The organism is Agarivorans sp. QJM3NY_30 (assembly GCF_050870855.2).
GTDB lineage: Bacteria > Pseudomonadota > Gammaproteobacteria > Enterobacterales > Celerinatantimonadaceae > Agarivorans.
On the sequence record NZ_CP194038.2, the window covers coordinates 1,612,921 to 1,634,205 of the forward strand.

The following is a 21,285-nucleotide window of genomic DNA, read 5'->3' on the forward strand; positions in this document are numbered from 1 at the left end:
AATCACCAGCTTTTGTGCATCTGCGGGTTCACTCCGATTTTTCTATGCTTGACGGCCTGAAAAAAGTGAAACCGATTGTTGCGAAAGCGGCAGAAATGGATATGCCAGCGATTGCGTTGACCGATCAGACAAACTTTTGTGGTTTAGTGAAGTTTTATGGCGAAGCGCATAACCAAGGTATTAAGCCAATAATCGGTTGTGATTTTTTTGTTAGATCCGATGACTTTGCTGATGATTTATTTCGCTTGGTATTACTCGCTAAAGATAACCAAGGCTATCAAAATATCACGATGCTGATTTCTCGAGCATATTTGCGCGGTCAGTTTCAAGGGAAGCCAGTGATTGATAAAGCCTGGCTTGTCGAATATGCCCCTGGTGTTATTGTTCTTTCTGGTGGGCGTCAAGGGGATGTGGGTAAAGCTTTGCTAAAGGGGAATCAGCCGCTGGTAGAAAGTTGTATCAACTTCTACCAACAAGTATTCCCTGATAATTTCTTTCTTGAATTGATCCGCACGGGTCGCTCAGACGAAGAAAATTATTTACATATGGCGGTTGAACTAGCCAGTCAACGTCAGTTGCCAGTTGTCGCAACCAATGAAGTGGTTTTTTTAGAAGAAGAGCAATTCCAACCTCATGAAGTGAGGGTTGCTATCCATGATGGCTTTGCCATCGATGATAGCCGTCGACCTAAAAAATATAGCTCTCAGCAATACTTGCGTAGTGGACAAGATATGTTGGCATTGTTTGCTGATATTCCCGAGGCTCTGCAAAATTCGGTAGAAATCGCTAAACGTTGTAACGTGACAATACGTTTAGGGGAGTATTTCTTACCTGATTTCCCGACTGGCGGTCTTCCCATCGATGAATATTTTTGTCAGGTGTCGCGGGATGGTTTGGAAGAGCGGCTTGAGTTTTTATTTCCTGATCCCGAAGTACGTAAACAGCGTCGCCCCGAGTATGACGAACGTTTACAGATTGAACTTGACGTAATTAATCAAATGGGATTTCCCGGTTACTTTCTTATCGTAATGGAGTTTATCCAATGGAGTAAGGATAACAATATTCCGGTGGGGCCGGGGCGGGGTTCTGGTGCCGGTTCTTTGGTGGCTTATGCACAAAAAATCACTGATTTAGATCCCTTAGAATATGATCTATTATTCGAACGTTTTTTGAATCCCGAACGGGTTTCAATGCCTGACTTCGATGTTGATTTCTGTATGGACCGACGCGACGAGGTGATCGACCACGTTGCTGAATTATACGGTCGTGATGCGGTATCACAGATTATCACTTTCGGTACCATGGCTGCTAAGGCGGTGGTTCGCGATGTAGGGAGGGTGCTTGGCCACCCTTATGGTTTTGTGGATCGAATTTCTAAACTTATTCCACCTGATCCAGGAATGACCTTGGCCAAAGCGTTCGAAGCGGAACCTCGGCTACCAGAACTGTATGATAGTGACGAAGAAGTTCGTGAACTCATCGACATGGCTAGGGTTCTTGAAGGCGTCACGCGAAACGCTGGTAAACACGCCGGGGGGGTGGTGATCTCACCCACCACAATTACCGACTTCGCTCCGCTTTATTGTGATGCGGAAGGTAAGAATCCCGTAACCCAATTTGATAAGAACGATGTTGAATATGCTGGTTTAGTTAAGTTTGACTTTCTGGGCTTAAGAACTTTAACCATTATCCAGTGGGCTCTGGATATGTTGAATCCAGTGTTGCAGGCAAAGGGTGAACCGCCCATTGATATTGCAGCGATTTCCACCACCGATCCGAAGTCGTTTAAGGTCTTGCAAGCTTGCCAAACCACCGCTGTGTTCCAGCTGGAATCTCGCGGGATGAAAGATTTGATCAAGCGGCTCAAACCCGATTGTTTCGAAGATATGATTGCACTGGTGGCTTTATTTCGTCCGGGACCGCTGCAGTCGGGCATGGTGGACAACTTCATCGAGCGGAAACATGGCCGCGAAGTGGTGTCTTATCCCGATGAAACTTGGCAGCACGAAAGCTTGAAGCCGATCCTCGAACCGACCTATGGCATCATCTTATATCAAGAACAAGTGATGCAGATTGCTCAGGTTCTGGCTGGTTATACGCTTGGCGGCGCAGATATGTTGCGTCGTGCGATGGGTAAGAAAAAACCCGAGGAAATGGCAAAGCAGCGCGCGGTATTTGAAGATGGCGCTATCAAAAATAATGTCGACGGCGAGTTGGCCATGAAGATTTTTGATTTGGTAGAAAAATTTGCTGGTTATGGCTTCAATAAGTCTCACTCGGCAGCTTATGCTTTAGTTTCCTACCAAACGCTATGGATGAAGACCCATTATCCAGCTTATTTCATGGCTGCGGTGATGTCGGCGGATATGGATAATACCGACAAAATTGTTACCTTAGTGGACGAGTGTAGCAATATGGGCTTGCAGTTAGTGCCGCCCGATGTAAATACAGGCTTATTTAAGTTTTCGGTCAATGAGCAAGAACAAATTGTTTACGGGATCGGCGCGATTAAAGGGGTTGGGGAAGGTCCAATTGAGGCTATTTTGGCCGCTCGGCAAGACCGACCATTTATTGATTTGTTCGATTTCTGCAGCCGACTGGACCTGAAAAAAATTAATCGTCGAGTCATTGAAAAGCTCATTATGGCTGGAGCCTTGGATAAACTTGGCCCACACCGCGCTGCGCTGATGGCGACCTTACCCTCGGCAATGAAGGCCGCTGCCCAGCAAGCCCAAGACACGGCTCGAGGCCAAGAAGATTTGTTTGGGGTGTTGACGGTTGAAGATGATGTTCGGCCTAGCTTTGTGGAACAGCCCAAATGGAGCGAAAAAGTTTGGTTGGAGGGAGAAAAAGAAACCCTTGGTTTGTATCTTACTGGCCATCCGGTGAATCGTTATATTAAAGAGTTTCGACATTATACCTCTGGCCGCTTAGTGGATATTCGTCCAACGTCTCGAGATACCACTTCTACGGTGGCTGGTTTGGTATTATCCACGCGAGTGATGATGACCAAGCGGGGCTCGAAGATGGGACTGATTCAGCTGGATGATAAAAGTGCCCGCTTAGATATTATGTTCTTTAGCGAAGCTTTTGAAACCTATCAAGAATTACTCGAGAAAGATCGCATGTTGGTGATTCAGGGACAGGTCAGCGTTGATGATTTCTCCGGAGGCATTAAAATGACAGCTAGAGAAGTCATGGATCTGTCGACGGCTCGTGAGCGTTGGATGAAGAACTTACATTTAAGCTTGTCTTGTGAGCAGCTTAGTGAAGTTTTTTGGCAACGTTTTTACACAATTTTAGAGCCTTATCGCGCGGGGACTTGTCCGGTCACGATAAGTTATGAGGGCGATCGCGCCAGCGGCATGTTAAGCTTAGGCACCGACTGGCGGATTACGCCGAGTGAAGATTTAATAGAGGCGTTGACCCAACTATTGGGACAACAGCAAGTCACCCTAGAATTTAATTAAGAATAAGATTATATGAATCCCAATTTTCTAGAGTTTGAGCAGCCGATTGCCGAGCTGCAAGCACAAATCGAAGAGTTACGTATTGTGAATGAAGATTCTGTAGATGTTGATCTACAAGATGAAATTTCTCGTTTACAGGAAAAACAAAACGATTTAACAAAAAAAATATTTTCAGATTTAGGTGCTTGGCAAGTTGCGCAGTTAGCGCGTCATCCCAATCGTCCTTATATGCTTGATTATATTGAGCATATATTCACTGATTTTGATGAATTGGCCGGTGATCGCGCTTATGCCAACGACGAAGCTATTATTGGCGGGATGGCGCGTTTGGATGGTCAACCGGTGATGGTGATTGGTCAGCAAAAAGGTCGCGAAACCAAAGAGAAAATTCGACGAAATTTTGGTATGCCAAAGCCTGAAGGCTATCGTAAAGCCCTTCGTTTAATGGAAATGGCTGAGCGCTTTAAAATGCCCATTATCACCTTTATTGATACTCCAGGGGCTTACCCGGGTGTAGGAGCTGAAGAGCGTGGGCAAAGTGAAGCGATTGCCAAAAACTTATTGGTGATGTCTGGCCTTAAGGTCCCCACGATTTGTACCGTGATTGGTGAAGGCGGTTCCGGTGGTGCTTTAGCGATTGGCGTCGGTGATCGAGTCAATATGTTGCAATACAGTACTTATTCGGTTATTTCTCCAGAAGGCTGCGCGTCTATTTTATGGAAGAGTGCCGATAAGGCTCCGGTTGCTGCCGATGCAATGGGCATTACTTCAGAACGACTTAAAGAGCTGGATCTAATTGATGACATCGTTGTGGAACCATTGGGCGGAGCACATCGTGATGTGGCAATGATGGCGCATAACCTGAAAATCAAGCTATTGAGTGATTTGGAAACGTTAACGGCTTTAGACGTTGAAACCTTGCTTGAGCAACGTTACCAGCGTTTGATGTCCTACGGTTACTGTTAACTGTTTATTGGCATTGAGCCTTAAAGGCTTCAATGCCCGTTTTTCTAGGATTAGCAGTGTCACTTTTTCGCAACTTTGAGCGGTCTTTTACTAAACTGGATATTCCATTTACCAAGGTAGTGGTCGCTTATAGTGGTGGATTAGACTCTAGTGTATTGCTTAAACTTAGCCAGCAACTTTTCACTAAACACCCTCATATAGCACTTGTTGCGGTTCATGTGAATCACGGTTTACAACAACAGGCGAAGCAATGGCATCGACATTGCCAAGAACAAGCTGAACTGTTCGGTGTGCCTTTTGTCGCGGAGTCTGTCGAGCTTCAAATAAAACCCCGAGAAAGTATTGAAGCTGCTGCGCGAACTGCTCGTTATGCGGCATTAGCAAAACATGTTGATAGTGAGAGCTTGTTATTAACCGCACATCATGCGGATGATCAGTTTGAAACTTTGATGCTTGCCTTAAAAAGGGGGAGTGGCTTAAGCGGTTTAGCGGCAATGCCAGATTGTCGCCGTTTTGCTCAAGGACATCTATTTCGGCCTCTATTGGTTTCAACTCGCGCTGATTTACAGTGTTATGCTCAAGAATCAGACTTATCTTGGATTGAAGATCCGAGCAATCAATCGATGCAATTTGACCGTAATTTTTTACGCCATCAAGTCTTACCCGAGCTCACTCAGCGTTGGCCTCAACTACTCCAGACAGTGCAGCGAAGTGTTACCCATCTACAGGAATCTAAACACCTAATTGACGAACTTGCCGCAAGTGATATGCGAAATTGTGCGCTTGCAGACTCGATAGATTGTGCTCAATTATTACTATTATCTGAGGCGCGTTGTAAGAATGTGTTGCGATTTTGGCTGAATACCCAGAGCTGGTCTTATCCGAGTCAGGCTCAGCTGCAACAAGTAGTCGCGCAATGTCAGGCTAAAGCTGATGCTAAGGTGACGATCTCGTTGCCGCAGGGTCAGATCCGCCGATTTAAAGGGCGGCTTTATTTAGTCGATAAAGCTAGTCTATTTGAACAGTCAGAAGTAGATGTCTGGGATATGAATGCGCAACCCTGTTTGGAGTTACAAAATGGAAGTCGTTTAAGTTGGCACAAAGGTGGCCGTTTATTGCCGCCTGGTTCAGCGCAACGAGTTTCTATTCGTTTTCGTGATGAGTTAAGCATCGATCGTTTTAATTCTGCAGAGCGTCATGGTCATCGAAGTATTAAAAAATTATTGCAAGAAGCACATTTAAAACCTTGGTTGCGTAATCGCATCCCTTTTGTATTTTATGATGAGCACTTGGTCGCAATTGCCGATCTCTACACGAGTAAAGCATTTCTAGCTGAGCGTTCTGAAGGGATAAGGCTAAAATGGCAGGCGAGTCATTAAGCTACAGTATTTGTCTTTGCTTGATTGAGATAAGTTACATGGGCATTTCTGAGCGAAGCGAAGGGCCCAAGCATTTCTTTTAAATATTACTTGTCATTCATTTCGGCCCAAGACTGTTTTAGTGATAAATAATCGCAATGATGAGGCTTCAAGCGCTAGCTGCCTTGCTAGATCCGATCCCCTAAGCTATTAATTTTTTTGTGTGTCAGACTTATCTGCATAGAGCTGAGTATCGGCCTGTTGGATTAATTGCTTACTATCTAATCCAGATGTCCAAGAACTCACACCGATACTGGCCGAAACATTATATTGGGCTAATAAAGGAGTATTTTGTAGCTCTTGATTCAAACGATTGATCACCATTCGCGCCGACTGTTCGGTCGCGGGTCTGAGTAGCATGGCAAATTCATCGCCGCCGATCCGAAAAGCTTGGTCACCGCTACGGATGACTGATTGTAACACCTGCGCAAAGCTGATGAGTACTTGGTCTCCCACTGGATGTCCAAGTGTATCGTTAATTTCTTTGAACTTATTTAGGTCTAGTAGCATTAATACGAGACCTGCATCTTGTTGCTGGTTTTGCCTCGTTTGCTGTTTAATTGAGGTATTCAATGATTCGTCGAAATGGGCTCGATTACCAATACCTGTTAAATAGTCATTTCTGACTCGCTCTTGTAAGCGATTAATTTGTAAGGCATGTTTTAATGGCAATTGAAGCAACTGGACTAGTTGGCGGAGTTTTGATATCTCGCCTTGTTGAAAGGGAGTGTCACGAGTAAAGGTCGCAATGGCTAAGCTATTTTGTTTATGGTTTAGGCTAAAGCTACGATAATAGCGTTGTCCTTCAAACAGGCTCACTTGCTGTTGGATATCGTCACTCACTAGACGCAAAGCAGAAAAATTCACAAAGCGAGTTGCCATAGCGGCAAAGTTTTGCAGTAGCTCCTCTAGCTGCAAGCTTTCTTGTAGGGACTCTATAATACTCAGTTTTTGTATAGGATTTAGCTTCGCGTCATTAGGAAAATGCGATACTTTTCCATGACTTACTACTTCATTTTGCGCTAATTGTAGAGAATCCATAGTGACTTTACTCATCGTTAAATCTTTAAATCGGCGTCAATAACGCTGCTCTATTAGATATAAAGCAAATCTTGGGCCAATTAATCCTGAATAAAAGTCAAAATCTTGTCAATCTGTGCTGATGCGTCTTTATAGCCATGGTTGAGTAAGCAAGTGGTGTAGGCTTGTTCAAACATCAAAAAGCTGGTAATTGAAGAGGGTTTAGCTTGTTTAATCCCAAGAGTGGCTAGCATTAGCTTGACGCTTAAAGGGAGGTGCTGGTAATAGTTGTGGGCGAGTTGGTCAAAATCAATGCTTGGTTTAATGCTGAGGCTTGTAATCGGTCGTAAGTTTAATTGCTGTTGTTGTTGTTCGCTGAGAAGTTCGATGGTGCGATTAATTCGTTCGAGCCGCTCTAGATCTGAGTTTAAGGTGTCGGAAAAGATTGAATCCAACAAATGACCTGCAATTGCAGCGCTATTCGGCGCTAGGGGAGTCAGCATTGATGATGATCGACGTTGTTGCTCTAAGTGGATGGTGACTATTTTATCTGCGCCTAAGTGGATGGCTGGGCTGAGGGGGCAAAGCTGATGAATCGAACCATCGCCGTAGTAATCTTGTCCTACTTTTGCAGCAGGGAAGATTAAGGGAATAGCGGCAGATGCTAGCAAGTGGGTTGTGTGGATTTGGGTCTTATGACCTAATCTTCGTGCTCGCTGCCAGTTTTGCTGAGCCTCTTCAGCTTGAAAGAATGATAGTGAGTTACCGTCTTGATAATTTGAAGCGGTAACCGCTAAGGCATGTAAATGTTTACTTGCGATATTTTGGTCTATTCGCTTGTAGTTGAGATAGTTATTGAGTAATTGTTGTAAGGGTTCGTTGTTTAACAGTGAAAATCCATGTTGACGGCCATAATCGGCATGTAAGCTTTTACAAAGCAGAGACGACAATTGTTTGGCAATCGTGAGGCCGTCAGTTTTGAATACTTGTTTACAATGAAAGTTTCGCCAAATATATTCGAGTTTTTTAACGCCAAGTCGAAAGCAAGATGCATAAACCGCTAGCGCGGTTGCATTAATCGCACCCGCTGAAGTACCACAAATAATTTGAAAAGGACTGGCGTGATTACGAGGATATTGTTCGGCAATAGCCTTGAGTACCCCGACTTGATAGGCAGCTCTAGCCCCTCCTCCTGTGAGTACTAAAGCGACTTTTTTATTGGTGTGGTTATTAGCTTTTGGATCCATAATTATATGTTAGCACAGCCATTTATAAACGTTTGTTTGGAGCATCAGGACAAACGACAATAAAAAAGCTGGCTATAGCCAGCTTCTAAAGTTTGCAGGTTGCGGATTAAAATTGTTCAAAAACTTGCTCAATGGTTACTTCAACCTTTTCACCACTGCGTCGGTTTTTGTATTCAATTACACCTTTATCCAAACTACGATCACCAATTACAATTACATGTGGAATTCCAATTAACTCAATGTCGGCAAACATCACGCCTGGGCGTTCTTTGCGATCATCAAATAATACTTCGATTCCGCGCTGTTTGGCTTCTTCATAAAGCTTGTTGGCGACTTCTTGAACCCGATGAGATTTATGCATGTTCATGGGAACGATCGCAAGGGTAAACGGCGCGATGGCTTCCGGCCAAGTAATGCCGTATTTATCATTGTTTTGCTCGATTGCTGCGGCAACGATACGCGATATGCCAATGCCGTAACAGCCCATGGTAAGGACTTGATTTTTTCCTTGCTCGTTGAGAACAGCAGCATTCATCGATTTGGCATAAGCTTCGCCTAGTTGGAAAATATGGCCAACTTCAATCCCTCGTTTAATCGAAAGTGTACCAGAACCGCAAGGGCTGGGGTCACCTTCAATGACATTGCGTAAATCAGCAACCTCTCCAAGGGCGACATCGCGATCCCAGTTAATACCAAAGAAGTGCTTATCATCGATGTTTGCTCCCGCGCCAAAGTCACTGCAGTGTGCGGCACTTCTATCGACAATTACTGGGATTGCTAAATTGACTGGACCGAGGGAGCCTGGACCTGCACCAATGACTGCTCGAATCTCTTCTTCACTGGCAAACTCTAAAGGCGCTGCAACTAGCTCAAGTTTTTCGGCTTTAATTTCGTTAAGCTCGTGATCGCCTCGAAGAATTAGCGCGATAAGTTGGTGCTCTGATGTTTCACTTGCTTTAACAATCAGGGTCTTCACTGTTTGTTCAATTTTAAGCTCAAATTGCTCTACTAATTCAGCGATGGTTTTTGCATTAGGGGTCGCAACTTCGCGCATCTCTTGACTTGGCATCGCACGCTCACCTTTAGGAGGAAGCGCTTCGGCTTTTTCAATATTGGCGGCGTAATCACTGCCATCAGAGAACACAATTGCATCCTCGCCTGACTCTGCAAGTACGTGAAATTCGTGTGAATGACTACCACCAATGCTACCCGTATCGGCTAATACGGGGCGATACTCTAAGCCTAGGCGTTCAAAAATACGACAATAGCTTGCATGCATCTCATCATAAGTCTCTTGTAAGGACTCTTCAGACAAATGGAAAGAGTAGGCATCTTTCATCAAGAATTCACGCGAGCGCATCACACCAAAACGAGGACGGACTTCATCACGGAATTTGGTTTGAATTTGATAAAGATTTAGCGGCAGTTGCTTGTAGCTATTAATCTCTTTTCGGACTAGTTCTGTGACCACTTCTTCGTGGGTTGGGCCTAATACAAAATCGCGTGAATGGCGGTCTTTAAAACGTAATAACTCGGGACCAAATTTGTCCCAGCGACCGGTTTCATGCCATAAATCACTTGGTTGAACAACTGGCATACGGATCTCAACAGAACCACTGGCGTTCATTTCTTCACGAACAATTTGTTCAACTTTAGAAAGCACTCGCAAGCCATTAGGGAGCCAAGTGTAAAGACCTGAGGCCAGCTTTCTAACCATGCCTGCACGTAGCATCAATTGATGAGATACAATCTCAGCATCACTTGGCGTTTCTTTCTGGGTAGCCAGAAGATATTTGCTAGAACGCATATCTGTCCTTTCATTTTATTAGTAGTAAATTGCGGCGATTGTAGCAGGCTAACTATTGTCTGTCAGGCCTTGTCACGTCGGTCACCGATGATTTTTGCAGGGTTTCCGGCAACAATCGCCCATTTGGGAATATCTTTGGTGATCACCGAGCCCATACCAATGACCGCATGGTCTGCAATCGTGACACCATCAATGATACAACAATTAGCACCAACCCAAACATCTTGGCCGATACGAATGCCTTTCGAGGTATTGTTTTGTTGCCAAACAGGGGTGTCAGGATGCATGCCATGATTAAAGGCGTATATTTTAACGCCATTGGCGATTCGGCTGTGGTTGCCAATGGTTACGCCCTTCTTCCCGCCATCAATTGAGCAGCCATGATTAATGGCAACATCTTCTCCGATTTGAATAGGCCCATGCAAAAAGCATTGAGCGGCCACGAAAGTGCGTGCGCCAAGTTCAATGTTTCGACCCGGTTCTGCAAATAGTTGGGCGTCGGGGGCGATGAAGCAATGTTCTCCAAAAGCAACGGTTTCCAGAGCACTTAGTTGTTGTTGTAGTTGCTGTTGCCAAGGTGTTGCCCACTCTAGGTGTTTCGCTTTGAGTTTAAAATATAACCAGGGCATCCATGCCAAACGTTGCTTATGTTGGCTCTGATAGTCGGGTGGCTTAACAGGCATGCTGCACCGACAGAATAAGTAACTGCTGCGCTTCTGAAGGTAAACCGAATACCTGCCAGCGAAGGTTAAATTGGTAGAGTCTCACGCCATAAACTTTGTCATCCAGTTTAAGGCGTTTATAAGCGGGTCGCGGATCTTGCGCTAAGACTTGCTCGATGACTAAAGATTGTTCGGTGTTTATATTAAGCTGCAGCGCTTGTTGTTTCGCGGTGTCTGTCCAGCCAACAGATAATTCTGATCTGGGTTGGTTTTGTGCATAGCCTGCTTTTGCGTCGATAACACTGTCACTATAGGGAAGGTAGGGTTTAACATCATATATTGGGGTGCCGTGAACCAAATCCCCACCTTTAAAATGTAACACTGGGGCGCTTGTATTGCGTTCTACATGGCTTAGTTCCATCAGTGAGAGTCCAAGATGATTCGGTCTAAAACTTGAGCGAGAAGCCAATACGCCGACTTTTTTATTACCGCCTAAACGTGGGGGACGAACTTTGGCTTTCCAACCAGCTGAAATGTTTTGATGGAAAGCAAACATTAACCAAAAGTGACTAAACTGCTCAATTTCATCGAGCATGTCGAGATCATTGAAAGGTGCTGTAAATATCAGTTGAGTCGAGGTTGCAGTGACTAAACCGGGTTGTCGAGGGACTGAAAATTTCTCAGCGTAGGGCGACTGAATATAGCCTAAAGGCTCAATGGTCAGGCTCATAAATTCTAAATCTTGTAAGCTTTTCCGAAACAACTCAGCATCGCTAGGCATGCTGGAGGCTCATTAATGGGATAACACTGCTGAATGACGACAGCATTTGCGCCTAGTGCGGCCGCTTGTTCACGTAAATCATTACGCGCATCGACCATTTGAGGTGGCGCTTGATTGACTTTTTCTTGGCAACTCACACCTTCTATAATACCCAAGTATTCTGAATTTAAAGGGTCAATATGTTCTTCTGCGTAGATAGTAACATTGGCCGCGGGCAGATAGTTATCGAAATTTTGTTTGTCGATATTGCTGTTGAAAGAGTAATTACCGCTACAAGCTGTAGCCGTTATGGCCAGTGCGGCAAGAAATAATTGGCGCATAATCTTCCTAATAGTTATTTAACTTGAACTGAGTCATCGCTTGAGAGATTAGAGATGTACTTATTGATAATTTGAGGCTTATTATACCATCACTTTGTTGCACTTGCTGATGCTAATTATTTGTGATGAATAACTTGAAGGGTCTGGCGTTTACCGAGGAAGGGGAATGTATAAACCTAATCTGCGTTTTCCGATTAAATCGAGCATAGCGTGGCGCAATAGTTTGCTACTGCTGACCATACTTGTCAGTTTAGCGGGTTGTCTCTGGTTTAGCCAAAGCCAAAATTGGCAACTTTCACCTAGATGGGTCATTTTAGTTGACCTTGGTATTCTTCTATCATCGTTTTTCATTAGTTTTTTATGTCGCTATTACTATCGCCGCAGCGATAGCTACTTCATGCTGGTATTTAGTCTCGGTTTCTTTACCTTGAGCGCTATAGAACTTTGTTTTTTTCTGGTTCGTTACCAACTGTTCTTTTCGTTTTCTGTTGTTAGCCATAGTCATTTAGTGATTTGGGCGGGGTTGATTTCCCGAGGGTGTTTAGCTTTTATTTTATTGACCTCGGGGATGTTAGTGCATCGGCTCTATCGGTTAGCGAACGGCGGTAAAATGAGTCCTTCAGTATTGATTATCGCCAGTGTTAGTTTTGCTTTACTTAGTATTGCCTTTCTATATGTCGTCTCTTTGCCTTTTATGCAAAGTTCATTAAGTTATTTGCAGTTACCCGCAGAGTTTGCAGTGAGCTGTGCTTTTGTTTTGCTGATTGTGTCTTATGGTGTAAGGCTACGCTGGTTAAGTGAACCGCTTGAATATGGTATCTTGATCTTCACCTGTATTCAGTTCGTTTTGTATTTCTGGGCTGCACCATCGCAACTTGCAGCTGATAATTTTATGCAACTTGTTATCGCTTTGAGTAAACTTTTTAGTTACTTGGTCGTGATTGCTGCCGTTTTTTTACAGGCTAAATCTGCTACACCGCTGAATGGCGGGACTCGGAGTTTGCGCCGAGAATCTCGCTTGATCCGATTATTTGAACGTTCTCGGAACCGACAATATCCTTGGTTTGTACGGGTTAAAAATTCGCTTAGTAGTTATGTCTCTTTGCTGAGTGCTTGTTTAGTGGTGATGGGCGTGGCTAGCACCTCACTTATATTTTATTTTGCCTTTGTGTCAAGTTTAGAAAATGAACGAAAACAGCAGCTAAGTTTACATAGTTCTATTCAAGTGGAGCACTTGGATCGTCGTATCAAACTCGCTTATGACGAAATAAGTTTATTTTCAAGGCGAGATGTTTTAGTTGGTTTTTTCCAGCAACAATTTATTGAAGGGAATTTTATAAATATAGAGCCCTTATTTTGGAAACCTTGGTTACGTAGCAACATTAATAAGTTATTTTCGAGGGTGCCAGCTTTGCGAGCGGTGCATTTAGTTGTTGTAGCACAAGGTCAACAATTTGATTACCTATCGGTGGCTAAAGGAAAGACACCTGACTCACCTAAATCCTTGCTATTGCTTGCCGCACAGCAGCCTAGCGTGGTGCATGCTCAAGCTATCCGCGAAAATAATGATGATGTCTGGTCTTTGGCTAAGGCTGTGACGAAGAGCGATGGAAAAGTTGTTGCTATCTGGGTGTTTCAATATCAACAAAGTAGTGTGTTTAGTTTGGTATTACAAGAGCCTCCAAGCTATTTAGCCGATCATGGTTTGAGTGATTCAAATGGTGATGATTTGTTAGTTTTCGACGTTAACGGAGAGCGATTATGGCGTAAAGAACAAGTTATTGCTGTGAATGATGAATTTCAAGCTGCAGAGTATCAAAGGGTTAAGCAGCTACTGGCTTCTCCGGTGAAAAATGTCGCGGAACAAGTTATCAAATATGGCTCGTACCTTCTGAGCATCCAGCGATTAGCGTATATGCCTAACAATTCGCAAGAATATTTAGATTTGGTGCTGGTGGCTGATTACCAACGCACAATCGTTGGGTCAAAATTGGCAGCCAAGCAGGCTTTGATCGTGGCCTTAATCGTTATGGGTTTTATGGTGTTATTTGGCTGGTTTTTTGCACATACCATTGTGTCGCCGTTGCGTTATATCACGCATGCGATGTTGTTGTATGGTAAACGGAATCTTCGAGTCGTTTTACCAGAGCAATCTAATGATGAAGTTGGGGTGCTTGCGAGTACTATTAGTCAAATGATGGCAGGGATTGATAAACGAGCAGAACGGTTAAATAGCCAGTTGCAATCTTCTCGGAAAAATCAACAGCAACTCAAGCTTACACAACAAAAAGCTAAAGTCTCTACGCGAGTCAAAAGTGATTTTTTGGCGATGATGAGCCATGAAGTTCGCACACCTATGGACTGTATCGTCAATATGACTGAGTCATTGAGTTCATCGCCACTCAGTTCAGAACAGATGGAATATGTCAATACGATACGTTTGTCGAGTAAAGCCTTATTAGCCGTGGTAAATGATATTTTTGATTATTCAAAAGTTGAAATGGAGACTATGGCGCTGCGTTTAAATACCTTTAATCTGAAGTTAACCTTATCAGATGTTGTTCAGATGTTTTCCTTGCAAGCAAAGGAGAAACACATTCAACTGCGTTTAGATTACCCTGCTTCATTACCTAGCTCATTTTTAGGCGATCAAGGGAAGATCCAGCAAATTTTCATTAATTTAGTCAGTAATGCCCTGCGGCATACTGAAGTTGGACATATTACGCTTAGTGTTCATCTTACCGAGCAGTCTACGTTAGGAGAAATGGTTGAAATCTCGGTGAGTGATAGTGGCGTCGGCATTTCTGAGGAAGCACAAGAAGATATGTTTCGCTCTTTTGCCAAGAGCGAAAATCTAAATCATCATTGTTTTGCAGACATAGGTTTAGGCTTGATGATATGCCAGAGACTTACGAGCCTAATGAATGGCGATGTAAAAATTCGCTCACGTCTTGGCTTAGGAACTGAAGTTTCGATTCATTTACCGCTCTCTAGTGTTGATAGCTATGATCAGCATTCTGTGAAGCGAACGATTGTATTGGAACGTCTATATGGGCAAGTTTTACTGATTGAAAGTGACATTGTTAAGCAGCGTATTGTTAGTCATGTTTTGAATAGTTTTGGGCTTAAAGTGATTCTCGCGAATAACGGACATGAAGCGATCGAAATGTTTAAAGGTTGGGGGACACAATTATCCTTGATCCTTATTAATTGCCAGATAGCGGATAAATCTGCCTTTCATGCAAGCTCGGTGATTCGAAACTTAGAGAGTAATACCCAACGGATCCCAATAGTTGGTTTGACCACTGATCTAAATGATGAAATGAAACAAGTTAGTATTGAATCAGGAATTGATGAAATGCTAATTCAGCCCTGTGAACGCGAAGTACTATATGGCTGCCTATCTCAATGGCTTGGTACGAATGCATCCGCGGGTAGGGTTATTCAGTCGAAAACCTAGCCAACTATTGCGTGATGTAAGCCGTTTATTGATCTTAGTCTAGCCAATTAAATAAGTAATTATCTGAACAATTGAAATAACCCATTCGCCTTTTAGTGTTGTAGAATCGGTAGTCTAGTTATTAAGATAAAGTGTATTCAATGAAACAAGCTGCAGTTTTCCTCGACCGAGATGGTGTTATCAATCATGACCATGGCTATGTATCTAAGGTTGACGATTTTGAGTTTATTGAGGGTGCAATTGAAGCGATGCAACAGCTCAAAAAAGCCGGGTGGTTATTGGTGGTGGTGACTAATCAAGCAGGTATTGCGCGAGGCTATTTCTCTGAGCAACAGTTTTTAAGCCTAACAGAATGGATGGATTGGTCCCTAGCTGATAGAGGCGTTGATTTGGATGGGATCTATTTTTGTCCTCATCATAAAGATTATGGTAGTGAGGATTACCGAATTGATTGCAATTGTCGCAAGCCAAAGCCGGGAATGTTACTTGAGGCTGCTAAAGAGTTAGGTATTGATTTGACTAATTCCTGGATGGTTGGTGATAAAGGCTCTGATTTGTTAGCCGCTAAAAACGCCGGAGTAAGCAACCGTATACTGGTGAAAGGACAATATCCGCTTAAAGCTGAAGAACTTCGGTTAGCGAGCAGCCAAGTATCATCATTGAAAGAAGCGGTGAGTATCATTCTGCAAGATGAACGCTAACAAGCATTAGGGTTACCGTGAAGGTTCCTCGTGATAATACTTAACTTGCTTGTTTTATCGACATTTTTTAGCCGGATACGCTTGCATTGTTCGATATCTGAGCAGTTAAACAAAAAACTGTGATTTTCTTCAAAAAAGGCTTGCACCGTAAGCGCGGATCCCTATAATGCGACTCCACTGACACGGCGGGCAGCACGCAATAGCGCAGCAGCAAGCGGTCAGGGTTGGTAAGGCCTGAGGCTTTATTAGCGGCGGTTAAACGCTTCAAACTTTCCTTAGAAAAGTTCTTCGGAAAAGATTGAAAAAAGCGGTTGACAGTCACCGAGGATGGCGTAGAATGCGCACCTCGCTTCGCAAGAAGCAACGCTCTTTAACAATTTATCAAGCAATCTGTGTGAGCACTCACAGAGCACTAAGCGAAAAAAATTAGCTTAAGTGGACTGGAGTGACACACTGTTTTAACAGTAATAATTTCAGTATTTACTTTGAGCGAAAAAACTTTGATTGAAGAGTTTGATCATGGCTCAGATTGAACGCTGGCGGCAGGCTTAACACATGCAAGTCGAGCGGTAACATTTCTAGCTTGCTAGAAGATGACGAGCGGCGGACGGGTGAGTAATGCTTGGGAATATGCCTTTACGTGGGGGACAACAGTTGGAAACGACTGCTAATACCGCATAATGTCTTCGGACCAAAGGAGGGGACTCTTCGGAGCCTTTCGCGTAGAGATTAGCCCAAGTGGGATTAGCTAGTTGGTGGGGTAATGGCTCACCAAGGCGACGATCCCTAGCTGGTTTGAGAGGATGATCAGCCACACTGGGACTGAGACACGGCCCAGACTCCTACGGGAGGCAGCAGTGGGGAATATTGCACAATGGGCGAAAGCCTGATGCAGCCATGCCGCGTGTGTGAAGAAGGCCTTCGGGTTGTAAAGCACTTTCAGTTGTGAGGAAGGCAATATGCTTAATACGTATATTGTTTGACGTTAGCGACAGAAGAAGGACCGGCTAACTCCGTGCCAGCAGCCGCGGTAATACGGAGGGTCCGAGCGTTAATCGGAATTACTGGGCGTAAAGCGTACGCAGGCGGCTTTTTAAGCCAGATGTGAAATCCCCGGGCTCAACCTGGGAATGGCATTTGGAACTGGGAAGCTAGAGTTTTGTAGAGGGTGGTAGAATTTCAGGTGTAGCGGTGAAATGCGTAGAGATCTGAAGGAATACCAGTGGCGAAGGCGGCCACCTGGACAAAAACTGACGCTCATGTACGAAAGCGTGGGGAGCAAACAGGATTAGATACCCTGGTAGTCCACGCCGTAAACGATGTCTACTAGTTGTCTGTGGGTTTAACCCGTGGGTAACGCAGCTAACGCATTAAGTAGACCGCCTGGGGAGTACGGCCGCAAGGTTAAAACTCAAATGAATTGACGGGGGCCCGCACAAGCGGTGGAGCATGTGGTTTAATTCGATGCAACGCGAAGAACCTTACCTGCCCTTGACATACTAAGAACTTTCCAGAGATGGATTGGTGCCTTCGGGAGCTTAGATACAGGTGCTGCATGGCTGTCGTCAGCTCGTGTCGTGAGATGTTGGGTTAAGTCCCGCAACGAGCGCAACCCTTATCCTTATTTGCCAGCACGTGATGGTGGGAACTCTAGGGAGACTGCCGGTGATAAACCGGAGGAAGGTGGGGACGACGTCAAGTCATCATGGCCCTTACGGGCAGGGCTACACACGTGCTACAATGGCATGTACAGAGGGATGCGACCTCGCGAGAGCAAGCGGACCCCAGAAAGCATGTCGTAGTCCGGATCGGAGTCTGCAACTCGACTCCGTGAAGTCGGAATCGCTAGTAATCGTGGATCAGAATGCCACGGTGAATACGTTCCCGGGCCTTGTACACACCGCCCGTCACACCATGGGAGTGGGCTGCAAAAGAAGTGGGTAGTTTAACCTTCGGGAGGACGCTCACCACTTTGTGGTTCATGACTGGGGTGAAGTCGTAACAAGGTAGCCCTAGGGGAACCTGGGGCTGGATCACCTCCTTATTATGAACGTTTATGTTTTGTGACGTGTTCACACAGATTGCTTGATAGAAGATAAAGAGAGAAGTTCTAGTGTGGTTTAGAACCAACGAGAACAGCTAACGCAGTGTCCCGTTCGTCTAGAGGCCTAGGACACCGCCCTTTCACGGCGGTAACACGAGTTCAAATCTCGTACGGGATACCATTTCTCTCTTGGTTTAAGAAAATAAAGCTAAGCATTATGTTGATACAGTGCTTAGCTTTGGTTTCTAAGAAGCCGAATGCTCTTTAACAATTTGGAAAAGCTGATAAAAAATATCTCAAAAATACGAGTGAAATAACAAGTGTTTTTGGTATTCAAAAAAATAAGGTGATCGTACTCGAGTGGCAGGATTTATACAGCCTGACCATTCAAGTGATTTAAGCGACAACATTTAGGTGTTGTATGGTTAAGTGACTAAGCGTATACGGTGGATGCCTTGGCAGTCAGAGGCGATGAAGGACGTGTTAATCTGCGATAAGCCATGTTGAGTCGATAAAAGACGTAATAGACATGGATTTCCGAATGGGGAAACCCACTGCATTTTATGCAGTATCGTAACGTGAATACATAGCGTTGCGAGGCGAACCCGGGGAACTGAAACATCTAAGTACCCGGAGGAAAAGAAATCAACCGAGATTCTGGTAGTAGCGGCGAGCGAACCCGGATTAGCCCTTAAGCTTCTTATAATTTAGTGGAACAAGCTGGAAAGTTTGGCCGTAGCGGGTGATAGCCCCGTACACGAAAGGTGATTTGAAGTGAAAACGAGTAGGACGGCACACGTGATATGTTGTCTGAATATGGGGGGACCATCCTCCAAGGCTAAATACTCCTGACTGACCGATAGTGAACCAGTACCGTGAGGGAAAGGCGAAAAGAACCCCTGTGAGGGGAGTGAAATAGAACCTGAAACCGTATACGTACAAGCAGTGGGAGCCTCTTTGTGGGGTGACTGCGTACCTTTTGTATAATGGGTCAACGACTTAATTTCAGTAGCAAGGTTAAGCGAATAGCGGAGCCGTAGGGAAACCGAGTGTTAACTGCGCGCATAGTTGCTGGGATTAGACCCGAAACCCGGTGATCTAGCCATGGGCAGGTTGAAGATTGGGTAACACCAATTGGAGGACCGAACCGACTAATGTTGAAAAATTAGCGGATGACTTGTGGCTGGGGGTGAAAGGCCAATCAAACCGGGAGATAGCTGGTTCTCCTCGAAAGCTATTTAGGTAGCGCCTCGGACGAATACTAGTGGGGGTAGAGCACTGTTAAGGCTAGGGGGTCATCCCGACTTACCAACCCTTTGCAAACTCCGAATACCACTAAGTACTATCCGGGAGACACACGGCGGGTGCTAACGTCCGTCGTGAAAAGGGAAACAACCCAGACCGTCAGCTAAGGTCCCAAAGTCATAGCTAAGTGGGAAACGATGTGGGAAGGCTTAGACAGCCAGGATGTTGGCTTAGAAGCAGCCATCATTTAAAGAAAGCGTAATAGCTCACTGGTCGAGTCGGCCTGCGCGGAAGATGTAACGGGGCTAAGCTATGCACCGAAGCTACGGGTACTTGCTTTGCAAGTGCGGTAGAGGAGCGTTCTGTAAGCCGTTGAAGGTGATTCGTAAGGATTGCTGGAGGTATCAGAAGTGCGAATGTTGACATGAGTAACGATAAAGGGGGTGAAAAGCCCCCTCGCCGAAAGACCAAGGTTTCCTGTTCAATGTTAATCAGAGCAGGGTGAGTCGGCCCCTAAGGCGAGACTGAAAAGTGTAGTCGATGGGAAACAGGTTAATATTCCTGTACTTCGTATAATTGCGATGGGAGGACGGAGAAGGCTAGGCCAGCGCGGCGATTGGTAGTCCGCGTTTAAGGTTGTAGGCTGGACACTTAGGAAAATCCGGGTGTCTAAGGCTGAGGATTGATGACGAGTCACTAAGGTGATGAAGTGGTTGATGCCCTGCTTCCAGGAAAAGTCTCTAAGCTTCAGATTATACGAAACCGTACCCCAAACCGACACAGGTGGTTGGGTAGAGAATACCAAGGCGCTTGAGAGAACTCGGGTGAAGGAACTAGGCAAAATGGTACCGTAACTTCGGGAGAAGGTACGCTGCTGTTGGTGATGGGACTTGCTCCCTAAGCTGACGGCAGTCGCAGATACCAGTTGGCTGCAACTGTTTATTAAAAACACAGCACTGTGCTAAATCGAAAGATGACGTATACGGTGTGACGCCTGCCCGGTGCCGGAAGGTTAATTGATGTGGTTAGCGCAAGCGAAGCTATTGATCGAAGCCCCGGTAAACGGCGGCCGTAACTATAACGGTCCTAAGGTAGCGAAATTCCTTGTCGGGTAAGTTCCGACCTGCACGAATGGCGTAATGATGGCCAAGCTGTCTCCACCCGAGACTCAGTGAAATTGAAATTGCCGTGAAGATGCGGTGTACCCGCGGCTAGACGGAAAGACCCCGTGAACCTTTACTACAGCTTGACACTGAACATTGACCCTACATGTGTAGGATAGGTGGGAGGCTTTGAAGCGTTGTCGCTAGATGATGTGGAGCCGACCTTGAAATACCACCCTTGTAGTGTTGATGTTCTAACGTTGTCCCGTTATCCGGGATGCGGACAGTGTCTGGTGGGTAGTTTGACTGGGGCGGTCTCCTCCCAAAGAGTAACGGAGGAGCACGAAGGTTGGCTAAGTACGGTCGGACATCGTACGGTTAGTGCAATGGCATAAGCCAGCTTAACTGCGAGACAGACACGTCGAGCAGGTACGAAAGTAGGTCATAGTGATCCGGTGGTTCTGTATGGAAGGGCCATCGCTCAACGGATAAAAGGTACTCCGGGGATAACAGGCTGATACCGCCCAAGAGTTCATATCGACGGCGGTGTTTGGCACCTCGATGTCGGCTCATCACATCCTGGGGCTGAAGTCGGTCCCAAGGGTATGGCTGTTCGCCATTTAAAGTGGTACGCGAGCTGGGTTTAGAACGTCGTGAGACAGTTCGGTCCCTATCTGCCGTGGGCGTTTGAGAATTGAAGGGAGCTGCTCCTAGTACGAGAGGACCGGAGTGGACGAACCGCTGGTGTTTGGGTTGTTATGCCAATAGCATTGCCCAGTAGCTACGTTCGGAACTGATAACCGCTGAAAGCATCTAAGCGGGAAGCAGGCCTTGAGATTAATTCTCACTAGGACTTTAAGTCCTCTGAAGGGCCGTTGGAGACTACAACGTTGATAGGCAAGGTGTGTAAGTGCTGTGAGGCATTGAGCTAACTTGTACTAATTACCCGTGAGGCTTAACCATACAACACCTAAAGGGTGTTGCTTATAGATACTTTATTTTAGAACCAAGAGTGCTTGTTATGCTCGTGGGATATATCAG

The 21,285-nt window shown here is 45.1% G+C and carries 11 protein-coding genes, 1 tRNA gene and 2 rRNA genes; 8 read left to right on the plus strand and 6 right to left on the minus strand.

Annotated features, from left to right (window positions below; all coding sequences use genetic code 11):
• Positions 1-44: 44 nt before the first annotated feature.
• Genes dnaE through tilS form a run of 3 tightly spaced genes read left to right on the plus strand, consistent with a single transcriptional unit; the run spans position 45 to position 5,815 of the window.
• Complete coding sequence (gene dnaE / locus ACRRSX_RS07390; RefSeq protein WP_432456193.1) at positions 45-3,470, plus strand: DNA polymerase III subunit alpha; 3,426 nt, start codon at positions 45-47, stop codon at positions 3,468-3,470.
• Positions 3,471-3,482: 12 nt separating this feature from the next.
• On the plus strand, positions 3,483-4,436 hold the full coding sequence (accA, locus tag ACRRSX_RS07395; RefSeq protein WP_432453837.1) for an acetyl-CoA carboxylase carboxyl transferase subunit alpha: 954 nt from the start codon (positions 3,483-3,485) through the stop codon (positions 4,434-4,436).
• Positions 4,437-4,492: 56 nt separating this feature from the next.
• Positions 4,493-5,815, plus strand: coding sequence for a tRNA lysidine(34) synthetase TilS (gene tilS, locus ACRRSX_RS07400; protein ID WP_432453836.1), 1,323 nt, complete (start codon positions 4,493-4,495; stop codon positions 5,813-5,815).
• Between the two features lie 189 nt (positions 5,816-6,004).
• On the opposite strand, the gene ACRRSX_RS07405 is transcribed toward tilS, so the two are convergent.
• From ACRRSX_RS07405 to rcsF, 6 genes are all read right to left on the minus strand, one after another.
• Positions 6,005-6,910 (minus strand): GGDEF domain-containing protein, encoded by a 906-nt coding sequence (locus ACRRSX_RS07405; protein ID WP_432453835.1) that lies wholly within the window; start codon positions 6,908-6,910, stop codon positions 6,005-6,007.
• Positions 6,911-6,975: 65 nt separating this feature from the next.
• The gene (locus tag ACRRSX_RS07410; RefSeq protein ID WP_432453834.1) at positions 6,976-8,121 is read right to left on the minus strand and encodes a patatin-like phospholipase family protein; all 1,146 of its coding nucleotides are present in this window, start codon (positions 8,119-8,121) and stop codon (positions 6,976-6,978) included.
• A 106-nt stretch (positions 8,122-8,227) separates the two neighbouring features.
• Positions 8,228-9,928, minus strand: a complete 1,701-nt coding sequence (locus ACRRSX_RS07415; protein WP_432453833.1) for a proline--tRNA ligase — start codon at positions 9,926-9,928, stop codon at positions 8,228-8,230.
• A 62-nt stretch (positions 9,929-9,990) separates the two neighbouring features.
• Positions 9,991-10,611, minus strand: a complete 621-nt coding sequence (locus tag ACRRSX_RS07420; RefSeq protein WP_432453832.1) for an acyltransferase — start codon at positions 10,609-10,611, stop codon at positions 9,991-9,993.
• Positions 10,601-11,371 (minus strand): tRNA (N6-threonylcarbamoyladenosine(37)-N6)-methyltransferase TrmO, encoded by a 771-nt coding sequence (gene tsaA / locus ACRRSX_RS07425; RefSeq protein ID WP_432453831.1) that lies wholly within the window; start codon positions 11,369-11,371, stop codon positions 10,601-10,603. The genes ACRRSX_RS07420 and tsaA overlap by 11 nt, the downstream gene beginning before the upstream one ends.
• Positions 11,326-11,691, minus strand: a complete 366-nt coding sequence (gene rcsF, locus ACRRSX_RS07430; protein ID WP_432453830.1) for an Rcs stress response system protein RcsF — start codon at positions 11,689-11,691, stop codon at positions 11,326-11,328. The genes tsaA and rcsF overlap by 46 nt, the downstream gene beginning before the upstream one ends.
• Positions 11,692-11,857: 166 nt before the next feature.
• On the opposite strand from rcsF, the gene ACRRSX_RS07435 reads away from it, so the two are divergent.
• The 5 genes from ACRRSX_RS07435 to ACRRSX_RS07455 all read left to right on the plus strand — a co-directional run bounded on the left by ACRRSX_RS07435 (position 11,858) and on the right by ACRRSX_RS07455 (position 21,207).
• A complete protein-coding gene (locus ACRRSX_RS07435) occupies positions 11,858-15,151 on the plus strand; it encodes an ATP-binding protein (protein ID WP_432453829.1) in 3,294 nt (1,097 codons plus the stop codon).
• 140 nt (positions 15,152-15,291) lie between these two features.
• Positions 15,292-15,852: a D-glycero-beta-D-manno-heptose 1,7-bisphosphate 7-phosphatase gene (gene gmhB / locus ACRRSX_RS07440; protein WP_432453828.1), complete on the plus strand. Its 561-nt coding sequence runs from the start codon at positions 15,292-15,294 to the stop codon at positions 15,850-15,852.
• A gap of 501 nt (positions 15,853-16,353) precedes the next feature.
• Positions 16,354-17,896: ribosomal RNA gene (locus ACRRSX_RS07445) — 16S ribosomal RNA — on the plus strand.
• A 105-nt stretch (positions 17,897-18,001) separates the two neighbouring features.
• A tRNA-Glu gene (locus ACRRSX_RS07450) sits at positions 18,002-18,077 on the plus strand.
• Between the two features lie 242 nt (positions 18,078-18,319).
• Positions 18,320-21,207: ribosomal RNA gene (locus ACRRSX_RS07455) — 23S ribosomal RNA — on the plus strand.
• Together the 16S and 23S rRNA genes with 1 tRNA gene alongside form the textbook arrangement of a ribosomal RNA operon.
• Positions 21,208-21,285: the final 78 nt, after the last annotated feature.